This is a genomic window from Streptomyces sp. NPDC051740, assembly GCF_044453165.1.
GTDB classification, from domain to species: Bacteria; Actinomycetota; Actinomycetes; order Streptomycetales; family Streptomycetaceae; genus Streptomyces; species Streptomyces atrovirens.
On the sequence record NZ_JBITCL010000010.1, the window covers coordinates 221348 to 241373 of the forward strand.

At 70.3% G+C, this 20026-nt stretch carries 14 protein-coding genes and 3 pseudogenes; 11 read left to right on the forward strand and 6 right to left on the reverse strand.

What is annotated here, in order from left to right; translation table 11 throughout:
* Positions 1-245: 245 nt before the first annotated feature.
* Positions 246-1478 (reverse strand): DNA sulfur modification protein DndB, encoded by a 1233-nt coding sequence (locus ACIA6T_RS19150; protein WP_399447654.1) that lies wholly within the window; start codon positions 1476-1478, stop codon positions 246-248.
* A gap of 287 nt (positions 1479-1765) precedes the next feature.
* Between ACIA6T_RS19150 and ACIA6T_RS19155 the strand changes: the two genes are divergently transcribed.
* The 4 genes from ACIA6T_RS19155 to ACIA6T_RS19170 all read left to right on the forward strand — a co-directional run bounded on the left by ACIA6T_RS19155 (position 1766) and on the right by ACIA6T_RS19170 (position 10494).
* On the forward strand, positions 1766-3901 hold the full coding sequence (locus ACIA6T_RS19155; protein WP_399447655.1) for an N-6 DNA methylase: 2136 nt from the start codon (positions 1766-1768) through the stop codon (positions 3899-3901).
* A gap of 112 nt (positions 3902-4013) precedes the next feature.
* Positions 4014-6005 carry an N-6 DNA methylase gene (locus ACIA6T_RS19160; protein WP_399447656.1) on the forward strand — a complete coding sequence of 664 codons (1992 nt, stop codon included), beginning with the start codon at positions 4014-4016 and terminating at the stop codon, positions 6003-6005.
* 65 nt (positions 6006-6070) lie between these two features.
* Positions 6071-7315 (forward strand): hypothetical protein, encoded by a 1245-nt coding sequence (locus ACIA6T_RS19165; protein WP_399447657.1) that lies wholly within the window; start codon positions 6071-6073, stop codon positions 7313-7315.
* Positions 7312-10494: a type I restriction endonuclease subunit R gene (locus tag ACIA6T_RS19170; RefSeq protein ID WP_399447658.1), complete on the forward strand. Its 3183-nt coding sequence runs from the start codon at positions 7312-7314 to the stop codon at positions 10492-10494. The genes ACIA6T_RS19165 and ACIA6T_RS19170 overlap by 4 nt, the downstream gene beginning before the upstream one ends.
* Positions 10495-10554: 60 nt before the next feature.
* Here ACIA6T_RS19170 and ACIA6T_RS19175 read toward each other — a convergent pair whose 3' ends face one another.
* A complete protein-coding gene (locus ACIA6T_RS19175) occupies positions 10555-10761 on the reverse strand; it encodes a DUF397 domain-containing protein (RefSeq protein WP_399447659.1) in 207 nt (68 codons plus the stop codon).
* On the reverse strand, positions 10758-11612 hold the full coding sequence (locus ACIA6T_RS19180; RefSeq protein ID WP_390817105.1) for a helix-turn-helix domain-containing protein: 855 nt from the start codon (positions 11610-11612) through the stop codon (positions 10758-10760). The genes ACIA6T_RS19175 and ACIA6T_RS19180 overlap by 4 nt, the downstream gene beginning before the upstream one ends.
* A 120-nt stretch (positions 11613-11732) precedes the next feature.
* On the opposite strand from ACIA6T_RS19180, the gene ACIA6T_RS19185 reads away from it, so the two are divergent.
* From ACIA6T_RS19185 to ACIA6T_RS19210, 6 genes and pseudogenes are all read left to right on the forward strand, one after another.
* Positions 11733-12212: an ATP-binding protein gene (locus tag ACIA6T_RS19185; RefSeq protein ID WP_399447660.1), complete on the forward strand. Its 480-nt coding sequence runs from the start codon at positions 11733-11735 to the stop codon at positions 12210-12212.
* Between the two features lie 103 nt (positions 12213-12315).
* Positions 12316-13908: a protein kinase gene (locus ACIA6T_RS19190; protein WP_399447661.1), complete on the forward strand. Its 1593-nt coding sequence runs from the start codon at positions 12316-12318 to the stop codon at positions 13906-13908.
* 280 nt (positions 13909-14188) lie between these two features.
* Entirely contained in the window at positions 14189-15232 is a 1044-nt protein-coding gene (locus ACIA6T_RS19195; RefSeq protein WP_399447662.1) for a hypothetical protein, read from the forward strand.
* Positions 15233-15375: 143 nt separating this feature from the next.
* Positions 15376-16575: pseudogene (locus ACIA6T_RS19200) on the forward strand (UvrD-helicase domain-containing protein); the annotation flags it as partial.
* Between the two features lie 91 nt (positions 16576-16666).
* A complete protein-coding gene (locus tag ACIA6T_RS19205) occupies positions 16667-17416 on the forward strand; it encodes an EcsC family protein (protein WP_399447663.1) in 750 nt (249 codons plus the stop codon).
* 16 nt (positions 17417-17432) lie between these two features.
* The gene (locus ACIA6T_RS19210; protein ID WP_399447665.1) at positions 17433-17720 is read left to right on the forward strand and encodes a hypothetical protein; all 288 of its coding nucleotides are present in this window, start codon (positions 17433-17435) and stop codon (positions 17718-17720) included.
* 31 nt (positions 17721-17751) lie between these two features.
* On the opposite strand, the gene ACIA6T_RS19215 is transcribed toward ACIA6T_RS19210, so the two are convergent.
* Positions 17752-18375 carry a DUF6461 domain-containing protein gene (locus tag ACIA6T_RS19215; protein WP_399447666.1) on the reverse strand — a complete coding sequence of 208 codons (624 nt, stop codon included), beginning with the start codon at positions 18373-18375 and terminating at the stop codon, positions 17752-17754.
* A gap of 279 nt (positions 18376-18654) precedes the next feature.
* On the opposite strand from ACIA6T_RS19215, the pseudogene ACIA6T_RS19220 reads away from it, so the two are divergent.
* Positions 18655-18879 (forward strand): annotated as a pseudogene (locus tag ACIA6T_RS19220) (maleylpyruvate isomerase N-terminal domain-containing protein); the annotation flags it as partial.
* A gap of 65 nt (positions 18880-18944) precedes the next feature.
* On the opposite strand, the pseudogene ACIA6T_RS19225 reads toward ACIA6T_RS19220, so the two are convergent.
* Together ACIA6T_RS19225 and ACIA6T_RS19230 are read right to left on the reverse strand one after the other, a co-directional pair.
* Positions 18945-19602: pseudogene (locus ACIA6T_RS19225) on the reverse strand (contact-dependent growth inhibition system immunity protein).
* 13 nt (positions 19603-19615) lie between these two features.
* On the reverse strand, positions 19616-19831 hold the full coding sequence (locus tag ACIA6T_RS19230; RefSeq protein ID WP_399447715.1) for a hypothetical protein: 216 nt from the start codon (positions 19829-19831) through the stop codon (positions 19616-19618).
* Between the last annotated feature and the right edge of the window lie 195 nt (positions 19832-20026).

Consider the following 20026-nt stretch of genomic DNA (forward strand, 5'->3'; position numbering starts at 1 on the left):
GGGGAGGGAAGGGGACTGACGGGTGACGGGAGGAGGGGCGCGCATGCTGACGGAAGCAGGGCCGCACCGCCGCGCCCGGGGCTGGACCGGCCGGACCGGGCCGACTCCGGGCGCGGCATGCACCTTGGTCGCCACGCACACCGGGTGCGGGAGCCGGGGGCCGTGCCCGCGGGTGGGGCCTCGTCCGGGGAGGAGCGTTCGGCTGGGAAGGTCTCGGCGTCAGGTGATCCGCACCGTGGGCCTGTTCAGCTCCGCACCCCTCGGATCTTTCGGCCCAGCTCGCTGTACGGGTCGAGGAGCGCGCCCGCGACGCGGCCGGCGGAGTCCTTCACGCCGCCGCTGAAGTTGAGCCGGCCGGTGGAGCCGACGCTGGCGCAGACGCCGTCCCAGTAGACGGGTTCGCGCTCCCAGCGGACGTCGGCAAGCATCTGATCGACCCTCTCGTAGCTCATGGCGTCGCCGGGGGCGCACCAGGGGGTCGCGCGGTGCAGCAGGACGCCGAGGCCCGCCATCACGGCCGGGGCGGTGATCGCGCTGCGCCGGGCGAACTCCGGGAAACGGCCCCCGATCAGCCGGGACACCAGCCGGACGACCACTGCCTCCACCTCGTCGGCGTCGGTGTTGGACGGCAGGTCGCCCTCGTCGACGTTGGCCGCCGAGTACTCCACGCCCTTGCCGCCGAAGACGGTGGTGACGATCAGCGCCCGCAGCGCGGACAGCGTCACGACCTCCTTGTCGGTCCTGGTGAGCTGCCGCTTGCCGGCGTTGACCAGCGTGCCGAACGGCATCCGCCGGCCGTCCGACTCGACCTCGAGCTTCTCGCCGACGGTGTGGGCGAGACGGGTGGCGAGGTCGCGCTGGTCCATGGACATGGCCAGGTTCTTGGCGACGTCGACGCCCTTGACGTTGCGGTCGTAGAAGATCTGTCGCGCGTCCGCCGGGGAGATTCCCAGGTAGAGCTCGAAGGGGATGCGGATCCGTCGGCCGAGCTCGGTGTAGGTGAGGCCGAAGGACTCCGGGTCCCGGTAGATGTCGTGCCAGGCGGTGGTCTGGGTCTCGCCGTCGATGGCGATCACCATGGCGTCCGGGGCGACGGTCAGCGTCCGCAGGCCCGAGCCGGGGACCAGCTCGTCGCTCATCGCGGCGATCTCGCCCGGGTGCCAGAGCGTGATCGGGGGCGTGGACCAGGCGGAGCCGTGCTTGCCGAGGATGCCGGCGGCGATGTACTCGGCGTAGTCCGGGATGTTCCTGCCCTTCTGGGACTTCAGCGTCCGCTGCACGGTCGCGCGCAGTTCGGCGCGGCGCCGGTCGTGCCCGGACGCGGCCTTGAGGGCGCGCGGGTCCTCCTCCTGACGCGGTGACGGCACGAGGCGCACCAGCGTCGCGAGGGACATGGTGCCGATGACCGCGTCCTCGCGGAACGGCATGACGGTGAGCGGGATTCCTTCCGGGGTGCCGCTCGGCATGGTCAGGCGCATGGGTTTCCCCCTCGGTGGTGGGCGATCGGCCGCCGCCCGGCCCCCGGGGCGCCGCACGTCCTCCGTCCTGCGTCCCGCCGGAAGGGGGGTGGGGCAGAACGAGGGGGGTCGGGCGCTCAAGGACATGGCTGTGGCAAGAAAAGTGACGCTTCACGCCGGGGAGAGTCGCTCACCAGCGGAAGCGACTACATGTAAGCACGCGCATGAAAGCGTTGTCCAACAGCTTGCAGGAGTTGACGCGTGCTGTAGGGTGTGACCACGCCGACCATCGAAGCCAGGACTCCTCCATGCCGCAGCCACCCCCGCCGTCCGCCCAGGTGACAGCCGCCGAGATCTCCCGCATCGCGGGCGTCACGCGCGCCACCGTCAGCAACTGGCGACGCCGGCACGACGACTTCCCCACGCCCTCGGGCGGCACGGACAGCAGCCCGCTGTACGACCTGGAGGAGGTCCGCGCCTGGCTCGCCTCGCGCGGACAGCACACGGCGGCCACGCCCAGCGGGGAGCTGCGCACCACCCTGCGCCTCCGCGAGCGGGCCGGAGCCGGCGCGTCCGATCTGCTCGTGCTGGTCCTGGCGGCGGCCCGCCGCCCCGCCGACGACCTCACCGGTCTGCTCGCGCTGCCCGACGCCGACCTGGTGAAGCAGGCGAACGACGCGGCGGCCGACGTCGCGGACGTGGTACCGGACACGGAACCCGTCCGGTTCACCGACGCCGACACCGCGGTCCTGCGCGCCCTGCTGCTCTGCGTCCGCGACGAGGGCGCGCAGACGGCGCTGGGCGTCCTGGCGGAGCGGGAGCTGGAGGACAGCGCCGCCAGCGGCGCCTACCGCACCCCGGCCCCGCTCGCCGACCTGCTGGCCCGCCTGCTCCCGGGCTCCCCGGCCCGCGTTCTCGACCCCGCCTGCGGCAGCGGCACCCTGCTCACGGCCGCAGCAGGGCGCGGCGCGCGCGAGCTGTACGGGCAGGACAGCGTCCCCGTCCAGGCACGGCGCACCGCGGTCGGCCTGACCCTGACGGCCGGGGACGGTGCGGACGTCACCGTGCGCACGGGCGACAGCCTGCGCGCCGACGCCTTCCCGGACCTCACCGTCGACGCCGTGCTGTGCAACCCGCCCTACGGCGACCGGGACTGGGGCCACGACGAACTGGCCTACGACTCGCGCTGGGCGTACGGTTTCCCGCCCCGCGCCGAGTCCGAACTGGCCTGGGTCCAGCACGCACTGGCCCACCTCGAACCGGGCGGCCACGCCGTGCTGCTCCTCCCGCCGGCCACGGCGTCCCGCTCCTCCGGCCGCCGCATCCGCGCCGAGCTGATCCGCAGCGGCGCGCTGCGGGCGGTGGCGGCCCTGCCGCCGGGGGCGGCGATCCCGCTCCACATCGGCCTGCAGGTGTGGGTGCTGCAACGCCCGGAGCCGACCCGGCCGGCGTACCAGACGGTGCTCTTCGTCGACACGGCGGGCGAGCCCTCGGCTCCGGGGCGCGGCGGTACCCGTTCGGCTTCGGTGGACTGGGCGCGGGTGACGGAGCAGATCGTCTCCGCGTGGACGGCGTACGCCGGGGACCCGGACGGGTTCGAGGCGCGGGCCGGCGTGGCGCGGGCGGTGAGCGTGGTCGACCTGCTCGACGAGGTCGTCGACGTGACCCCGGCCCGGCAGGTGCGCGCTTCGCAGGCGGACGTCGACCCGCGGGAACTGGCCCGCGAGGCCGCGGCGGCCCGCGAGGGGCTGGCGGCGGCGGTGCGGACGGTGGCCGGGCTGGCCGGCACGGCGTCGTGGGACGCCGCGGGGGCTTCGGCCCGCGAGTGGCGCACGGCCACGGTGGCGGACCTGGCGCGGGGCGGGGCGCTGAAGGTGCTGCGTGCGGTTCCGGTCCCGCCGCGGGCGATGGCCGCCGAAGCGGAGACTGCGGAGGCTGGCGCCGACGGCGGGGAACGTCCGCCCGTTCTGACGGGCGGCGACATCGCCCGGAGGACCGGGCCGACAGGACAGGTCCTGGACGTGCAGGCCGAGCAGATGCCCGAGATCGCCAAGGGTGATGTCCTGGTCCGCAACCTGGTCGGCGGCACCGGTCCCGTGGCCCGGGTCGCGGGCGAGGCGGAGGCCGGCGCCCTGTTGGGAGCCGGCGTCCACCTGTTCCGGCCGGACCCGGCGCGGCTGGACCCCTGGTTCCTCTTCGGCTTCCTCAGCTCCGAGGCCAACCTGGCCGGTGCCTCGACCGGCAGCTCGACGCTCCACCTCACCCCGGGGCGGCTGCGCGTACCGCTGCTTCCGCTGGCGGAGCAGCGCCGGTACGGCGAGGCCTTCCGGCACGTGGAGGTACTGCGCGAACAGGCGCAGCGCGCGCGGGACCTGGCCGAGGAGACGGCACGGCTCGTGAGCGGGGGGCTCACGGGCGGTCAGTTGGTGCCGGAGCCGACCTAGGTTCCGGAGCCACCCCCACTCTTGATGCGGACGGATGAGGAACGAACCACCCCTCCCTCCCTCCGCGCACACAGTCATCCGTACCGGCCCCGGAAGGGAAACGGAAGAAGTCTTGAACAGCAGCAAGCACACGGAGTTGGCGAACCACGCGTGGTCCGTCGCCGACCTCCTGCGGGGGGACTACAAGCAGTCCGACTACGGCAAGGTCATCCTGCCGTTCACGGTGCTGCGGCGACTGGAGTGCGTGCTGGAACCGACCCGCGAGAAGGTCGCGGAGACCGTGACGAAGTTCGAGGGCCAGGACATCGTCGCGGACAAGTTCCTCCGCAAGGCCTCCGGACACGCCTTCTACAACACGTCCACGCTCACCCTGAAGAAGATCGCGGCGGACCCGCAGAACGCGGCGAAGAACCTCGCGGTGTACGTCGGGGCGTTCTCCGACAACGCCCGCGGCGTGCTGGACCGCTTCGAATTCGCCCAGCAGATCAAGCGGCTGGACGGTGCGGGGCTGCTCTACCAGGTCATCGGCAAGTTCACCGACCTGGACCTGCGCCCCGAGGTCGTGCCCAACCACAACATGGGCTACATCTTCGAGGAGCTGATCCGCCGCTTCTCCGAGCAGTCCAACGAGACGGCCGGTGAGCACTTCACGCCGCGCGAGGTCATCCAGCTCATGGTGCGGCTGCTCGTCGCCCCGGACGGCGACGCGCTCCAGCTTCCGGGCGTGGTGCGCACGGTCCTCGACCCGGCCTGCGGCACGGGCGGCATGCTCTCCGCGATGGACGACCTCATCACCGAGTTCAACGAGGACGCCACGGTGGAGGTGTACGGGCAGGAGCTCAACCCGGAGTCGTGGGCGATCTGCCGGTCCGACCTCATGATCAAGGGCCAGGACCCGGAGAACATCGCCTTCGGCAACTCCTTCTCCGACGACGGCCACAAGCGCAAGACCTTCGACTACATGCTGGCCAACCCGCCGTTCGGCGTGGAGTGGAAGAAGGTCAAGGACGCTGTCGAGGCCGAGCACAAGGAGCTCGGCGAGGCCGGCCGCTTCGGCGCGGGGCTGCCGCGCATCAACGACGGTTCACTGCTGTTCCTCCAGCACATGATCGACAAGATGAAGCCGGTCGACGTGGACGGTGGGGGCGGCTCGCGCCTGGCGATCGTCTTCAACGGCTCGCCGCTGTTCACCGGCGCGGCCGGCTCGGGTGAGTCGGAGATCCGTCGCTGGATCCTGGAGAACGACTGGCTGGAGGGCATCGTCGCCCTGCCGGACCAACTCTTCTACAACACCGGCATCTCGACGTACTTCTGGATCCTGACCAACCGCAAGAGCCCGGATCACAAGGGCAAGGTCGTCCTGCTGGACGCCCGCGACCAGTGGCAGAAGATGAGGAAGTCACTGGGCGACAAGCGCAAAGAACTGGGCAAGGAACACATCGCGGAGATCGTCAAGCTGTACGGCGAGGCGCTGGCCGTGGTGGGCGATACGGAGCACCCGCTGCACGGCATGGTGAAAGTCTTCGCAAACGAGGACTTCGGCTACCAGCGGATCACGGTGGAACGCCCACTGAAGCTGCGGTTCGAAGTGACGGAGGAGACGCTGGCAGCGCTTGAGGCGTCCAAGGCGATCCAGAAGCTGCCGCAAGCTTCGGCGCTGGCGGATGCGTGCAAGTCTCTGGTCGGTACGAGCTGGGGTACGAAGCAGGAGGCTTGGCTTGCATTGAAGGACGCGGTGGTGCAGGCCGGCGGGACATGGCCGACGGGAGCACCATTCAACAAGGCGCTGCGTGAGATCGTCGGCGTGCGAGACCCGAAAGGCGAGGTCCAGCTCATCAAGGGCGAGCCGGAGCCGGATACGGAGCTGCGGGACTACGAGAACGTTCCGCTGGGTGAAGACGTCGAGGAGTACCTGGTGCGCGAGGTCCACCCGCATGTACCGGACGCGTGGATCGACCACAGCAAGTCAAAGATCGGGCATGAGATCCCGTTCACGCGACACTTCTACGTGTACGAGCCGCCGCGACCATTGACGGAGATCGACGCGGAGTTGAAGGCACTGGAGGCGGAGATCCAGGGACTCTTGAGTGAGGTGACGGAATGAGTAATGCGTTCCGCCTAGATTTCGACGTCTTGAACTCGGCACCGCCCCACTGGGAGCGGCGCCCTATGTGGACAATCGTGCGGCGCCATGACATCACCGGACGGCCAGAGGCAGAACTCCTCTCAGTTTACCGCGATCACGGGGTTATTCCTCGGAAGAGCCGTGAGGATAATTTCAACAAGCCGAGCGAAGACCTCGCCGCGTACCGGTATGTACGTCCCGGAGACCTTGTGCTGAATAAGATGAAGACCTGGCAAGGCTCCCTCGGTGTGTCCCAGCATGAAGGGATTGTCAGTCCGGCCTACTTCGTGTGCGAGATGTCACCCGACATCGACGCACTGTACGCACACCACTTGCTACGCTCCGAGCCCTACATCCATCTTTACCGGGCGGCATCTAAAGGAATTCGCCCCAACCAGTGGGACCTGCCTTTCGATGATTTCAGGCAGTTGCCGGTGCTTCTGCCCCCCTTGCACGAGCAACGCCGTATCGCCGACTTCCTCGACGCCGAGACCACCCGCATCGACCAGATCCGTGAGCGGCGCATTCGACAGCAGAAGCTGATCGAGGAAGCTGCGTTTCGCCGGGTCTACGATGCAGTGCGAGGCATACACGAAGAGGGAGAACGCAAGAATAGCGGGCTGGATTGGCTCGGCACCGTTCCTGCTCACTGGCGAGTTGGTGCCGTTTCGCACTACTTCGAGGTAGAGCTCGGCAAAATGCTGAACCAGGAGCGAGCACAGGGTGATTACCTTCGCCCGTACCTTCGGGTTGCGAATGTACAATGGGACCAAATCGACGTCACTGATCTAGCGATGATGAATTTCCCGCCCGAAGAACAGATCCGATATCGCCTGCAGCCAGGCGACCTGCTTGTAAATGAGGGCGGCAGTTGGCCGGGGCGTGCGGCTGTATGGAACGGCGAGATTCCGGAGATCTACTACCAGAAGGCGCTCCACCGTATCAGAGCGCGTGGTAGAGAGCTCCCACGTTGGCTCTACTATTGCTTGGTCACGGCTGAGCGCATGCGAGTATTCCAGACCCAGGGGAATACAGCGACAATGACACACCTTACGCGTGAGCAGTTGCGGCCCCAAAGATTCCCCTTCCCCGAGGTACCAACGCAGGCTCGTCTGGTTGCTGAGCTCGATAAGGCAGCAACTCGGGATGCTGAGGTTCAACGACTGTTGAGTCGTCAGCTCGCCCTGCTCAGCGAACGGCGTCAAGCCCTCATCACCGCAGCGGTAACCGGCCAGTTCGACGTCTCAAACGCCAGCGGTCGCAACGTAACCGAAGGAGTCTCCGCATGAGCCCCGTGCACGACGAGTCGTCCTTCGGTTCCGCCATCGTCGCCGCCCTCTGCGAGCGCGGCTGGCGGGAGGTGACCCCCGAGGACTACCAAGCCGACCTCGGCCTGGACACCAACGAGCTGTTCACCTTCATCGGCGCGACACAGCCCGACGAGTGGGACGAACTTCTCACCGTCTACGGCGGCAACCCCAACGAAGCCCAGCGCGGCTTCGCTCAGCGCCTCGACCGGGCCATCGCCGACGACGGGCTGCTCCACGTCCTCCGCAACGGCGTGAAGGACCGCGGGGTCCGTCTCCGCGTCGCCTACTTCAAGCCCAACCTCATCTCCGCCGACTCCGTCCTCGACGGTTACCGGGCCAACCGCCTCACCGTCGTCCGCGAGCTGCCCTACGCCACCAAGCAGGCCGACTGGGGTCACCGGCTCGACCTGACCCTGTTCCTCAACGGCATCCCCGTCGCGACAGCCGAGCTGAAGAACCCGCTCACCGGTCAGGGCGTCGAGCAGGCCAAGGAGCAGTACCGGACCGACCGGGACCCGACCGAGCTGATCTTCACGCGTCGCGTGATCGCCAACTTCGCGGTCGACCCGGACCTGGTCTTCGTCACCACCCAACTGCGCGGCAAGAGCACCCGCTTCCTGCCGTTCAACACCGGCTCGAACGGTGCCGGCCAGCCCGGCGGGGCCGGCAACCCGGCGCCCACCGCCCACGGGAAGTACTCCACTTCCTACCTCTGGGAACAGGTCTGGCAGCGGGACAACTGGCTCGACCTCCTCCAGCGCTTCGTACACCAGCAGAAGCACAAGACGCCCGGCGGCGGCACCACCAAGTCGACGATCTTCCCCCGCTTCCACCAGTGGGACGTGGTCCGGAAGCTCACCGCGCACGCCTCCGTGCACGGTGCAGGCCAGAACTACCTGATCATGGCCTCCGCCGGCTCCGGCAAGTCGAACACCATCGGTTGGCTGGCCCACCGCCTCAGCGACCTGCACGCCCGCCGCGATCCCGCCGTCCTGCGACCCGACGCCCTCGCCGATGGCCGTATCAAGCCGGGCGAGCCCGTCTTCGACAAGGTCATCGTCATCACCGACCGCCGTGCGCTGGACGCCCAGCTCTCGGCGACCGTCGGCAGCTTCTCGCAGACCGACGGCCTGGTCGTGAAGATCGACGAGAAGCACGGGGCGAAGAGCGAGCAGCTCGCCCGTGCCCTCTCCCGGGACACCGGCAAGATCGTCACAGTCACCCTGCACTCCTTCCCGGCGCTGCTGAACTACATCAAGGGCAACCCGACCGAGATCAAGGGCACCCGCTTCGCGATCATCGTCGACGAGGCGCACTCCTCCCAGTCCGGCGACGCCGCCACCGCCGTGAAGTCGGCCCTGCGCGACCTCGGCCTGGACGCCGACTCGGACGACGAGGGTGCGACCACCGTCACCGTCGACGACAAGCTGAAGGCGAAGGCGGTCGAGCGCTCCCAGGCCGCCAACCTCTCCTACTTCGCCTTCACGGCCACCCCCAAGTCCAAGACCCTCGAACTCTTCGGCACGGAAGGCGTCGAGAACGGCAAGACCGTCTACCGCCCCTTCCACACCTACTCCATGCGCCAGGCCATCGAGGAGGGCTTCATCCTCGACCCGCTGCGCAACTACGTCACCTACAACACCTACTGGAAGCTCGCGAACCTCAACCACGACGAGAAGGAGGTCGACCCCTCGAAGGCGAACAGCCTGCTCGCCCGGTTCGCGCTCATGCACGAGCACACGGTGTCCCAGCACGCCCAGGTGATCGTCGAGCACTTCGTCGCCCACACCCGCGGCCGGCTCGGCGGACGAGCCAAGGCCATGGTGGTCACGGGGTCCCGCCACTCCGCCGTGCAGATGGCCCGCGCCATCCGGAGTTACATCAAGGACCGCGAGTACGACACCAAGTACCCGGACCTCGGCGTCCTGGTCGCCTTCTCCGGCTCCCTCACCATCGACGGCGAGGAGACCACCGAGAGCAAGGAGAACGGCGGCCTCTCCGAGAGCGCGCTGCCCAAGGCGTTCGGCTACACCCGCGCCGACGACAAGGCCGCGAAGGCCGGCGGCAAGGGGCAGCAGGAGTACCGGATCCTCGTCGTCGCCGAGAAGTACCAGACCGGCTTCGACCAGCCGCTCCTCACGACGATGTACGTCAACAAGACGCTGACCGGCATCGCCGCCGTCCAGACGCTCTCGCGCCTCAACCGCACCGCCGACCGCAAGTCGCAGGCCGACCTGGCCGTCCTGGACTTCGTCAACGACGCCGAGGACATCCAGGACGCGTTCCGCCCCTACTTCGAGGAGGCGCACACCCTGCCCTCCGACCCGAACCTCCTCTACACGGCCCAAAGTCGGGTCATGTCCGCGCCGATCATCTCGGAGCAGGACATGGACGGGTTCGTCGCCGCGTACTTCGAGGCGCAGGAGAAGGCCGGCGGTTCCCAGGCCAAGTGGGAGAAGCTGCACGCCGAGCTGTACCGGCTCCTCTCCCCCGCCGTCACCCGCTTCAGCGTCCTCCTGGAGAGCGAGGAGGAGGACGACGTCGAGGCCGCCGAGGAGTTCCGGGCGAACCTCAACGACTACGTCCGCAAGTACGGCTTCCTCGCACAGATCGTCCCCTACCAGGACGCCGACCTGGAGCGCCTGTACCTGTACGGGCGTTACCTGCTCAACCGGCTCCCCCGCCTCGCGGACGGCGGTGTCGACATAGGCGAGGTCGACCTCAGTCACCTGCGCGTCGAGAAGACCGGCGAGCACGACAAGTCCCTCGTGCCCGACGGCCCCGCCGAGCTCAAGGGCTTCGGCGACGGCGTCGGCGGCGGCAAGGACGCCGAGAAGTCACTGCTGTCCGACCTGATCGAGAAGTTCAACGCGAAGTTCGGCACGGAGTTCACCGAGGAGGACGTCATCCCGGCCTTCAACGCGACGAAGAAGGACCCGAAGGTCCGGGCCGCCGCCCTCGTCAACGACGAGGAGAACTTCGGCGTCGTCTTCGACAAGAAGTTCGAGGAGAACATGATGGACCACGTCTCCACGATCGACACGCTCGGCAAGCGGTACTTCGGCACGGACCGGGACTTCAAGTCCAACCTCGACCGCAGTGCCCGCCGCGCGGCCTGGCGGATGATCCGCCGCGAGGAAGGGCTGGACGACTTCTGACAAGGCGAGCGGGCCCGATGCGACGTGCGCACCGGGCCCGCTCGTCTTACGCCCGCCCGTTCAACGCTCGGCGGCCATCCGCACGAAGCCGTCCCATGCATCGCGGCCGAACGCGAGCCTGGCCGCTGCGGGCTGCTTCGAGTCCCTGACAAGAACGGCGCCAGGCGCAACAGCGACCTCGATGCATTCGCCACCGTTACCCGTGCTGTAGCTGCTCTTGGTCCATGCGGCCTCGGGCACAGCCGCCTTGCTGTGCTGCACGCTCATGTCTCTCCCATCAGTTGCTTGATGAACGCCGCTGACTCGCTCGGTGTCAGGGCTTGTGATCGGAGGATGCCATAGCGTGCTTCCAACGTACGCACGTATCCAGCGTCGGTGTAGATGCTGCTGTGATCCTGTACTTCCGCATACGCGATCCGCTGTCCCTTGTCGGTGTCGATCAACGAGAAGGGACCGCCCAGCGCGCCGTTGTCTTCCCGTTCGATCGGCATGACCTGCACCTCCACGTTCCTAGACTGGCCCGTAACGAGGATGTGTTCCAGTGTCTCGCGCATGACTTTCGCGCCGCCGAACGGCCTGCGCAGCACGGCTTCCTCGATCACGAAGCTCATCAAGGGTGCGGGGCGACGGAGGAAGATCTCCTGACGTGCCATGCGTGCCTCAAGCCGCTGCTCGATCACGTCATCTTCCAGCAACGGCCGCTGCATGTGGAAGACCGCACGTGCGTAGCCTTCGGTCTGCAACAGACCAGGCACGGCGTACATGGCGTACAGGTTCAAGGCCGTGGCTTTGGCCTCAATCCGAGCCATGTCTCTGAACATTGCCGGGTACTGGGCCTTCCCCACCTCTTCCTTCAGCGCACGGAGCACACCCCCCGCCCCCAGCACTTCATCCGCCTTGTCGATGAACGAGGCCTGCGGAATCCGCCTCCCCTGCTCAATCGAAGCCACCGTGTCCGCCGAGTACCCCAGCCGCTTCCCGAACTCCGCCCGCTCCAGCCCCGCCCGCGTCCGCAACAGCTTCAACTGCCGCCCGAACGCGGTCACCACGCCCGTCCCGGGCTCGTCCTCCGGCCGCCGCTGCTGCCGTACCGTCTCCTCGTCCCGCACCTCGGTCATCGCCCTGCCGCCTCTCCCCGCGTACCGTCCCGTACAGCGCCCGCGCCCACCCCGTACGAACCCCCGGAAGCAGCGCGTCACCACTGGTCACGCTATGCCACATCACGCCACCGTGAGTGCATGACCGCAACACAATCACCCGTCACGGTGCACCGGTTCACGATGCGCTTCAGCTCCACCCCGCGCGGCGCCCGCCTCGCCCGGCGCATGTGCGAGCACTGCCTCGACGCCTGGGGCGTCCCGTACGACAGCGACGCGCACGACGCCCTCACGCTCGTGGCCGCGGAGCTGTGCGCCAACGCCGTGCGGCACGGACACGTGACGGGCCGGGACTTCCGCCTGCGCCTGACCGCCACCCCGGCCACCCGCACCGTACGGATCGAGGTCACCGACACCCGGGGCGAGAGCCTCCCCCGCCTCCCCGCCACCGCGACGGACGACGGCGAGGGCGGACGCGGTCTGCTGCTCGTCGCGGCGCTGGCCGACCGCTGGGGCTGCGCACCGCGCCCGGACGGCCCGGGCAAGACGGTCTGGGCCGAACACACGGTGGACACGCTGGATGCGGTGGCGCGATCCGGCCCGTCCGCCGCACCCTCGTAGGACCCGGCTGGACGCAGTGATCCCTTTCCGGGGAAACTGGCCGCGGTCGACGGGGCTCGGGGGAACGGGCGAGCGCCGGTGAGGACGCGGGGCGGGGACAGGGGTGCCGGACAGACCGATCGCGGGCCGCTACGAGCTGCTGGAGCGGCTCGGCCACGGTGGCATGGGCGACGTGTGGCGGGGCTACGACGCGGTGCTGGACCGGCCCGTCGCCGTGAAGCGGATCCGGCCGCAGGCCGTCGCCGCCACGCCGCAGATGGCCGAGGAGTTCGAGCGGCGCTTCCGCCGCGAGGCGCGGATCACCGCCCGCATCCAGCACCCGGGCGTGCCGCAGGTGTACGACGCCGTCCTCGACAGCGGCCACGCGCACCTGTTCCTCGTCATGGAGCTGGTGGAGGGCGTCCCCCTCACCCGGTACGTGCACGAGGAACGGCCCCTCCCGGTCAGCTGGGCGGTGGCGGTCGCCGCACAGGTCGCCACCGTGCTGTCGTACGCGCACGACGTGCCCGTGGTGCACCGCGACCTCAAGCCGTCCAACATCCTGGTCGCGCGGGACGGCACGGTGAAGGTCCTCGACTTCGGCGTCGCGGCGATCCTGCAGACCGACGTCACCCGGCTGACGGCCTCCGGCCGGCTCATCGGCACGCACCGGTACATGGCGCCCGAGCAGGTGCGCGGGACCAGGGTCACCCCGCGCACCGACCTCTACGCCCTCGGCTGTGTGCTCCACGAACTCCTCTGCGGCACGGCGCTGTTCAGCGCGCGCAGCGACTTCGAGCTGATGGACCGGCACGTCCGCGCCGCGCCCACCCCGCTGCGCCACCTGCGCGCCGACGTGCCGGAGGAACTGGAGGCGCTGGTCCTGCACCTGCTCCGCAAGACCCCGGAGAGCCGGCCGGTGGACGTGCAGGAGGTGTACGAGCGGCTGACGCCCTTCCTGCCCGCGCCCGGGGAGTCCTCCGCCCTCGGGGAGGCCGGGCCGCCCGGGACGCCGGACCCGACCGGGCTCTACCGGCGCCCCTACGCGCCCCGCGCCCGGGTCGAGAGCCGTCCCGGTGCCGCCCCGGACGCGGCGGCGCCCGGCCGGGTCGCGGAGCACGTGGTCTCGCCGCCCGAGCGGGAGCTGCTGCGGGCCCGGTTGCGGGAGGTCGACGAGCACTACATCGCCCTCATGGAGGAGGAGCGCTACACGCAGGCCGCCGAGGTCGCGGGCGAGATGATCGAGCCGCTGGCGCGGGCCCTGGGCACCGAGAACAAGGCCGTCCTGCGGCTGCGGCGCCGCCGGGCGGTCAGCCGTCAGCTCGCGGGCGACCACCGGGCGGCCCTGCCCGAGTTCGAGGCGCTGGCCGAGGCGTACGGCCGCATCAACGGGCCGACCGACGAGGCCGCCCGCGACTGCCGCGCCCAGGCCGCCCGCTGCCGCGGCGAACTCGGCCAGGTGACCGAGGCGCTGGCGGAGCTCCGAGCCGTCCTCGAGGTGGAACGGGCCGTCGAGAGCGACGTCAGCGACGCGGCCGTGGAGCTGCGCCGTGACATCGGCGTGCTGCTGATCGGCCAGGGCAACCCACAGGAGGCCCAGGCTTGCCTGGAGGCCCTGTACGAGGACGTCGTGCTCGTCCACGGCCCGCACCACGACGTGGCCGTCGAGGCCGCGGAGGTCCTGGCCATGCTCCGCCGGGAACCCGACGGCGCGTGACCGGTACGGCCCGGTCGGCAGCCGGCCGACGGACGCCTGCTGCCCGCCCGGTTCGTCGTCCGCACCCGGGCCCGGGACCTGGAACGCTCAGTGCGGTGAGCGCGTGAGCCCCAGTGCCGCACCGGGAAGGCCGGCCGGCGGAACCACTGCGGCGAACACCGCCGTCACGGCCCGCACTTCCTCGCTCCGGCCGAGGAACCGCCGACCCGGGAAGCCGTGTGGTACCGGCCGACGTGGATCGGTGCACCCGTTGTCAGACGCTGCTGGCAGCATCACCGCTGTGAACACCACCTTCACCACCCCGCCGCGGCCGGTCGACGTGACCGCGCTCTTTCCCCGACTGGCTCCGCTGGCACGCACGGCGACCCGGCTGCACCCGCGACCCGGAGCGCCGACCGTGCACGACAGTTCCGTCGGCGGACCGCTGCTGTGGCCCGCCGGCGAGCCGTGGCCGTACTGCGACGAGCCGCACGACCGGCACGCGGCGCGGACGGTCCACTCCCCGGACGACATCCGGCTCCTGCGCCGCGTCCGTGCCGCGGCGGCCGAGCGGCTGCGCCTCGACCCCGAGGCACCCCAGCGGACCCCCGAGGAACAGGCGACCTGGGAGCGGATCGGGGCGGGCCGCCCGTGGTTCGACGGCCCGATCCCCCTCCTGCCCGTCGCCCAGCTCCACGCCCGCGACGTCCCCTTCCCCCGCCCGGCCGACGCGGACCTCCTCCAGGTCCTGTGGTGCCCCTTCGACCACGCGGAACGCCCCCACCCCAGGACCGCGCTCTTCTGGCGCTCCTCCGCCACCGTCACCGACGTCCTCGACGCACCGCCCGAGCCGCCGGTCGTCCAGGACGGCTCCTACCTCCCGGAGCCGTGCCTGCTCTCCCCGGAGCAGGTCACCGACTTCCCCCACCCCGGAGAGCTGGACGAGGAGCTCCGGACCCAGCTGGAGGACGAGAGCCGCTGGGGGACGATCGACCCCGCGCGGTACGGCATGGACGATCTGGGCGAGCTCTACCTGGGTAGCCTCTCCACCGCCCCCGGCTGGAAGACCGGCGGCTGGACCAGCTGGGGCGACATCGACCCCGTCGACCGCCCCTGCCCCGAGTGCGGCACCGAGGCGGTCCCGCTCCTCACCATCGCCTCCTCGGAATGGGACGGCATCGGCGCGTCCTGGACCGCCGAGGAGGAACCGGCGAACCCGGCCCCGCCTCCCCTGGGCGCCCGGGACGGCAACTTCACCCTGATCGACATCGTCGGCGGCTACCACCTCCAGCTCCACGCCTGCCCGGCCGACCCCTCCCACCCCCACATCGAACTGGTCCAGTGAGCCCTCGGGGAATCCCTCCGCGCCGCCGCGTGCGCCACGACCGGCACCGCGACCGACTCTCCCGCCGGCGGCCCCGGCCAACCACCAGACGGTCCGAAGACGCCTCCGGGCAGCCGGGAACTCGGCGGTGGGTGACCGGCGGAACCCGGACGGCAGCCGTCACGGACGCCGACGAACTGCGCGACATCCTCGACAAGCCGTTCACCGCCTGGCGGATCTTCCTGCACCCCGCCCAGCACAAGGTCGCCTACCGCCCGTCGTACTCCGGCCCCGCGCAGGTGACCGGCGGGCCCGGCACCGGGAAGTCCGTCGTCGCCCTCCACCGGGTGCGGCACCTGCTGCGGCACCTGCGCGACGGCGACCGCATCCTCCTCACCACCTTCACCAACGCCCTCGTGGACTCCCTCACCGAAGGACTCCGCCTGCTCGTCGACGACCCGGACCTGCGCGACCGGGTCGACGTCATGACCGTGGACGCCTTCGCCGGACGCGTGGTCAACACCTCGCGCCGGCCGCTCACCGGGTACGAGGAGACCGCCCGGTGGGAGCAGGCCGCGGAGGCCACCGGCTTCACCGGCACCCCGCAGTTCCTCGCCCAGGAGTACAAGCACGTCGTCCTCGCCCAGGACATCCGTGGCCGGGAGGCGTACGAGCGCTGCGAGCGCCGGGGCCGGGGCAGCGCGCTGCCGGCCTCCGCCCGGCCGCTGGTGTGGCGGACCGTGGAGGAGTTCACCGGGCGGCTGGACGGGGACGGGCTGCGCACCTACCTCGGCACCTGTGTGGAGGCCACCGACCTGCTGACCGAGCAGGGGCCGTGCTACCGGCACGTCGTCGTCGACGAGGCCCAGGATCTCCATCCGGCCCAGTGGCGGATGCTGCGCGCGGCCGCCCCGCGGCGTCCCGACGACCTGTTCGTCGCGGGCGACCCGCACCAGCGGATCTACGACAACCGGGTGTCGCTGAAGTCCCTCGGTATCAACGTCGCCGGCCGTTCGACCAAGCTGCGCAAGAACTACCGCTCCACCCAGGAGATCCTGAGCTGGGCGACGGGGCTCCTGCTCGGCCGTCCCTACGCCGAACTGGCCGACAGCGGACGGCACGACACCCTGGTCGGGTACGGCTCCGCCCTGCACGGCTCCGGGCCGCGCGTCCACGAGGCTCAGACGGAGGAGGCCGAACTCGACGCCCTGGTCGAGCAGGTGCGCGCGTGGGTGGAGGGCGGCGCCGCGTACGGGGAGATCGGGGTCTGCGCGCGGTTCAACAAGACCTGCGAGAAGGCCAAGGACCGTCTGATCGCGGCCGGGATCCCCGCCAGCCGGGTCCGCGCGGGAGCCGCCCGCGGCTTTGCCGGGGTGCCGGTGACCGGACTTCTCCTCCTCCTGCTCGCAGCAGTGCGGGACGCCCCCGCCGGGGCGCTCGCGGAAGGGGTGTGCGATGGCCGACGAGAAGACTCCTGACGACGGGAAGACTCCTGAGGAGGGAGCGGTCGAGAAGGCCGGGCGGTGGCTCGCCGATCTCGCGGAGAAGGTCATGGTGAACGGCGTGGGACCGGTCACGGGGTCGGTGACCTGGGCCGAAGACCGTCTTTCACGTCGGCAGGGCGACGCCTACCGGGCACCTGACGACGAGGAGCGCCGTTCTCCCGAGGACATGAAGGACGACATCGACGCGGTCGTCTCCCGCCTCATCAAGGAGTCCGTGGCCGCAGCCGGGACCCAGGGGTTCGTCACCGGTCTCGGAGGGCTGATCACCGCAGGCGTGACGATCCCCGCGAACGTGGCCGCGTCCCTCGCCATCAACATACGGATGGCCGGTTCCATCGCACACCTCCGGGGATGGGACATCGGCGATCCGCACGTGCGGACCGTCGCGATGATGCTCGCGATCGGGATGAGCGCGCAGAACGTCCTGGCGTCCTTCGGCGTGAAGGTCGGCCAGAAGCTCGGCGAGCAGATGATCAAAAAGATCCCGATCACGGTGATCCGGGCGATCAACAAGAAGGCCGGAACCCACCTCGTCGCGAAGTACGGAACCCAGCGCGCCGCGATCACGCTCGCCAAGGGGATCCCGATCCTGGGAGGCATCGTCGGAGGCGCCGTGGACGCGGGAGCGACCGCGATCATCGGACGGGCCACGGACAGGGCCCTGCGCGACGGCACCCTGCGGGCCGAGGAACCGGAGTGACGAAGAAGCGGACCGAGTGGACGAGGTGGGCCGCACGGGTTGCGGAATCTCCCGCACCGTCAGCGTGGTCCTCGTCGCGCTGACGGTCGGTAAGGGGGCGAAGAACGTCCCGCCCGGCGAAGGCGAAGTGCCGCCCGTCGCGGCCGGGCGGCGCGAGGCCCACCGGCAGCGGGACAACGCGTTGCGGGGCATCGCCCTCGCCGGCGAGATCCTCGCCCTGTACGGCCGGCCGCCGATCACCGGCATCACGGTGCTGGAGGGAGTGGCCTGTACCGGAGACCGAAACCCGTTCCCGGACTCCTGACGGGCACGGGGCGGCGAGGACGACCCGGGGCCTACAGGATCTCGACGGCGCCCGGTGGGACCGGGCCCTCGCCCGCGTAGGAGTCGCCGCGTGGTGCGGTCGGGGCGTCGTCCTCCGCGACGGTCAGGGTGGGCCAGGGGGTGGCCAGGGTCGCGTCGTCCAGGGTGAGGCCGAGGTGGTCGAGGACGAGGGCGACCACGGGGGCGATTCCGGAGCCCTCGTGCTCGGCCAGGGCTTCCCGGGCCCTGTCCCACCAAGGGCCGGAGTGTTCGGGCCGGGATTGTTCCGGGCCGGGTTCGAAGTCCTCCAGGCACTGGCCGTCGCGCCAGTGCTGGAAGACGGCGAGGCCCTCGGTGGACAGGACGCTGTAGGTCTCGGTGCCGCGGGACAACGCGGCGAGGAGTTCGGGCCATGAGCCGATGACGCCGTCCTCCTCGACGCAGAACGTCCAGTCGCCGAGCCTTCCGGACCGCAGGAGCGACACCGCTCCGGCAGCGAACTGGCCTGTGGGCAGGTCGGACGCGGCGTCCGCGTCGAGCAGGCGGGAACGGGCCGGGTCGGCGCCGTAACGGGTGAACACCTCGGCGGGGTCCAGGCCCCGGGTGAAGGTGACGCACATCTGATCGCCCGCCCAGTCGAGCTCGTCCGCTGCCATGTTCCGTCCCGTCTACCGGCTCTGCCCACCGGATCGTGTCCACCGGGCCCCGGTCCGTCAAGCGAACGGCTCCGTCCCGTCATCGGTGGTAGCTGATGACCTGCGGCAGTTCCTCGAGCTGCTGGAGCGATCCCTGACACGGCTCGTCGCCAACGGCGAGCAGGGACGCCTTTGACCAGTGCCTCAGCAGTTCATTGTGTCAGCCGCTGCGACTCCCGCAGCGGCTGACGGTCCGGGAAATGGGGTGCCATCGAATGAGCCGGGTGACAGGTAGGCGATGTGACGGAGAGTCTTGAGTATTCCGCCCTGCTGCGACTGGTCGACGAGCGGTCGGCCGCGTTCCGGAGTGCGGTCGCCGCCGCGCCCGGCCTCGACGAGCCGGTGCCGTCCTGCCCCGAGTGGACGTTGTTCGATCTGGTGCGGCACCTGGGCACGGGCCAGCGCTGGTGGGCCGCGATCGTCGCCGCGGGCCCGGCCGTTTCCTCGGCGGTGACCACTTCCGGCTTCGTCGGGGACCTCACGGGCTGGACCTGACCGCCGGTACCCCGTACGGAGAAGCCCGGGCCGGATCAGACGCCGGACAGGGTTGTCGCCACCGACTGGAACCAGGCTCCGTGGGAGAACGGCTCCGGCGGGCCGGCCTCCATGCCGAGTTCCGTGGCTGCCAAAGGCGTAGTCCGCTTCGTCCAAGGGGAGGGCGAGCAGCTCGTGGAGTTCGCCCACGAGGCGTGCGACCAGGTGGGGGTCGGTGGTGGCGGCGTAGTCGGCGACGGCGGCGGCGTCATGGTCGGGGAACTCGTCGACGATGTCCTGCGAGATCCAGCCGCCCAATAACCGCGCCGTTTCCGGGAAGCGGGCATGCCACTCCCAGTGCGTCTGCGGGGACGACGGTTCCGGGACGGCGCCTCCTCGATGCTCTTCCTCAGGTGGCCGGCCAGTACCAGCAGCCAGCCGCCGATCCCGGACTCGGGCATCCCGATGTCCGGGATCGCGTAGGACTCGCCCAGCTGCTGCCGGATGCGGCCGGGGGGTACGGCTGTACTCGCGCAGCTGGCGCTCCGCCTCCGCGACGGCCCACGGACGGGTGTGCCAGGTGTGGCGGAGGTACGCGTCCAGCGCGCGGCTGCGCCGCTCCGGGGTGTCGTCGGCCGGCTGTCCCGGGTAGGCGCGCATCACCTGGTCGAGCTCGCCGTACCGACGGTCGTGTTCGAAGGGCTTCATGGACATGTGCGGACGGCCCCTACAGGTAGAACGGTACGGACGTGTGGACGACGAAACCGTGCGGGCGCGACGGCTCGCGGCGCAGCACCACGCGCGCCGCGCGGACGTCGACGGGCCCGCGCCCTGCCAGTAGGTCGCCCTCCAGCTGGACCCGGCCCACGGGCTCCTCCCGGGAGGGCCGGGCGGCCTCAATGGTGAGGCGGGCCCGGGTCCCCTGGGCGAGCCAGCGGTGCATGACCTGCTCGTTGGCGGTCACCACCTGCTGGGTGGCCCAGGTTCCGCGCACCCGACCGGCATGACCTGAACGACCACGTTCCGCTGTCGCGCCCGAAGCAGCGCTTCCTCCGACTGCCCCCCCCATGCCCCCTGCCCACCAGCACGCTGCCGGGGCGGTGAAAAGGGGGAACCTCCGGAAGGAACCGCCCGGCGG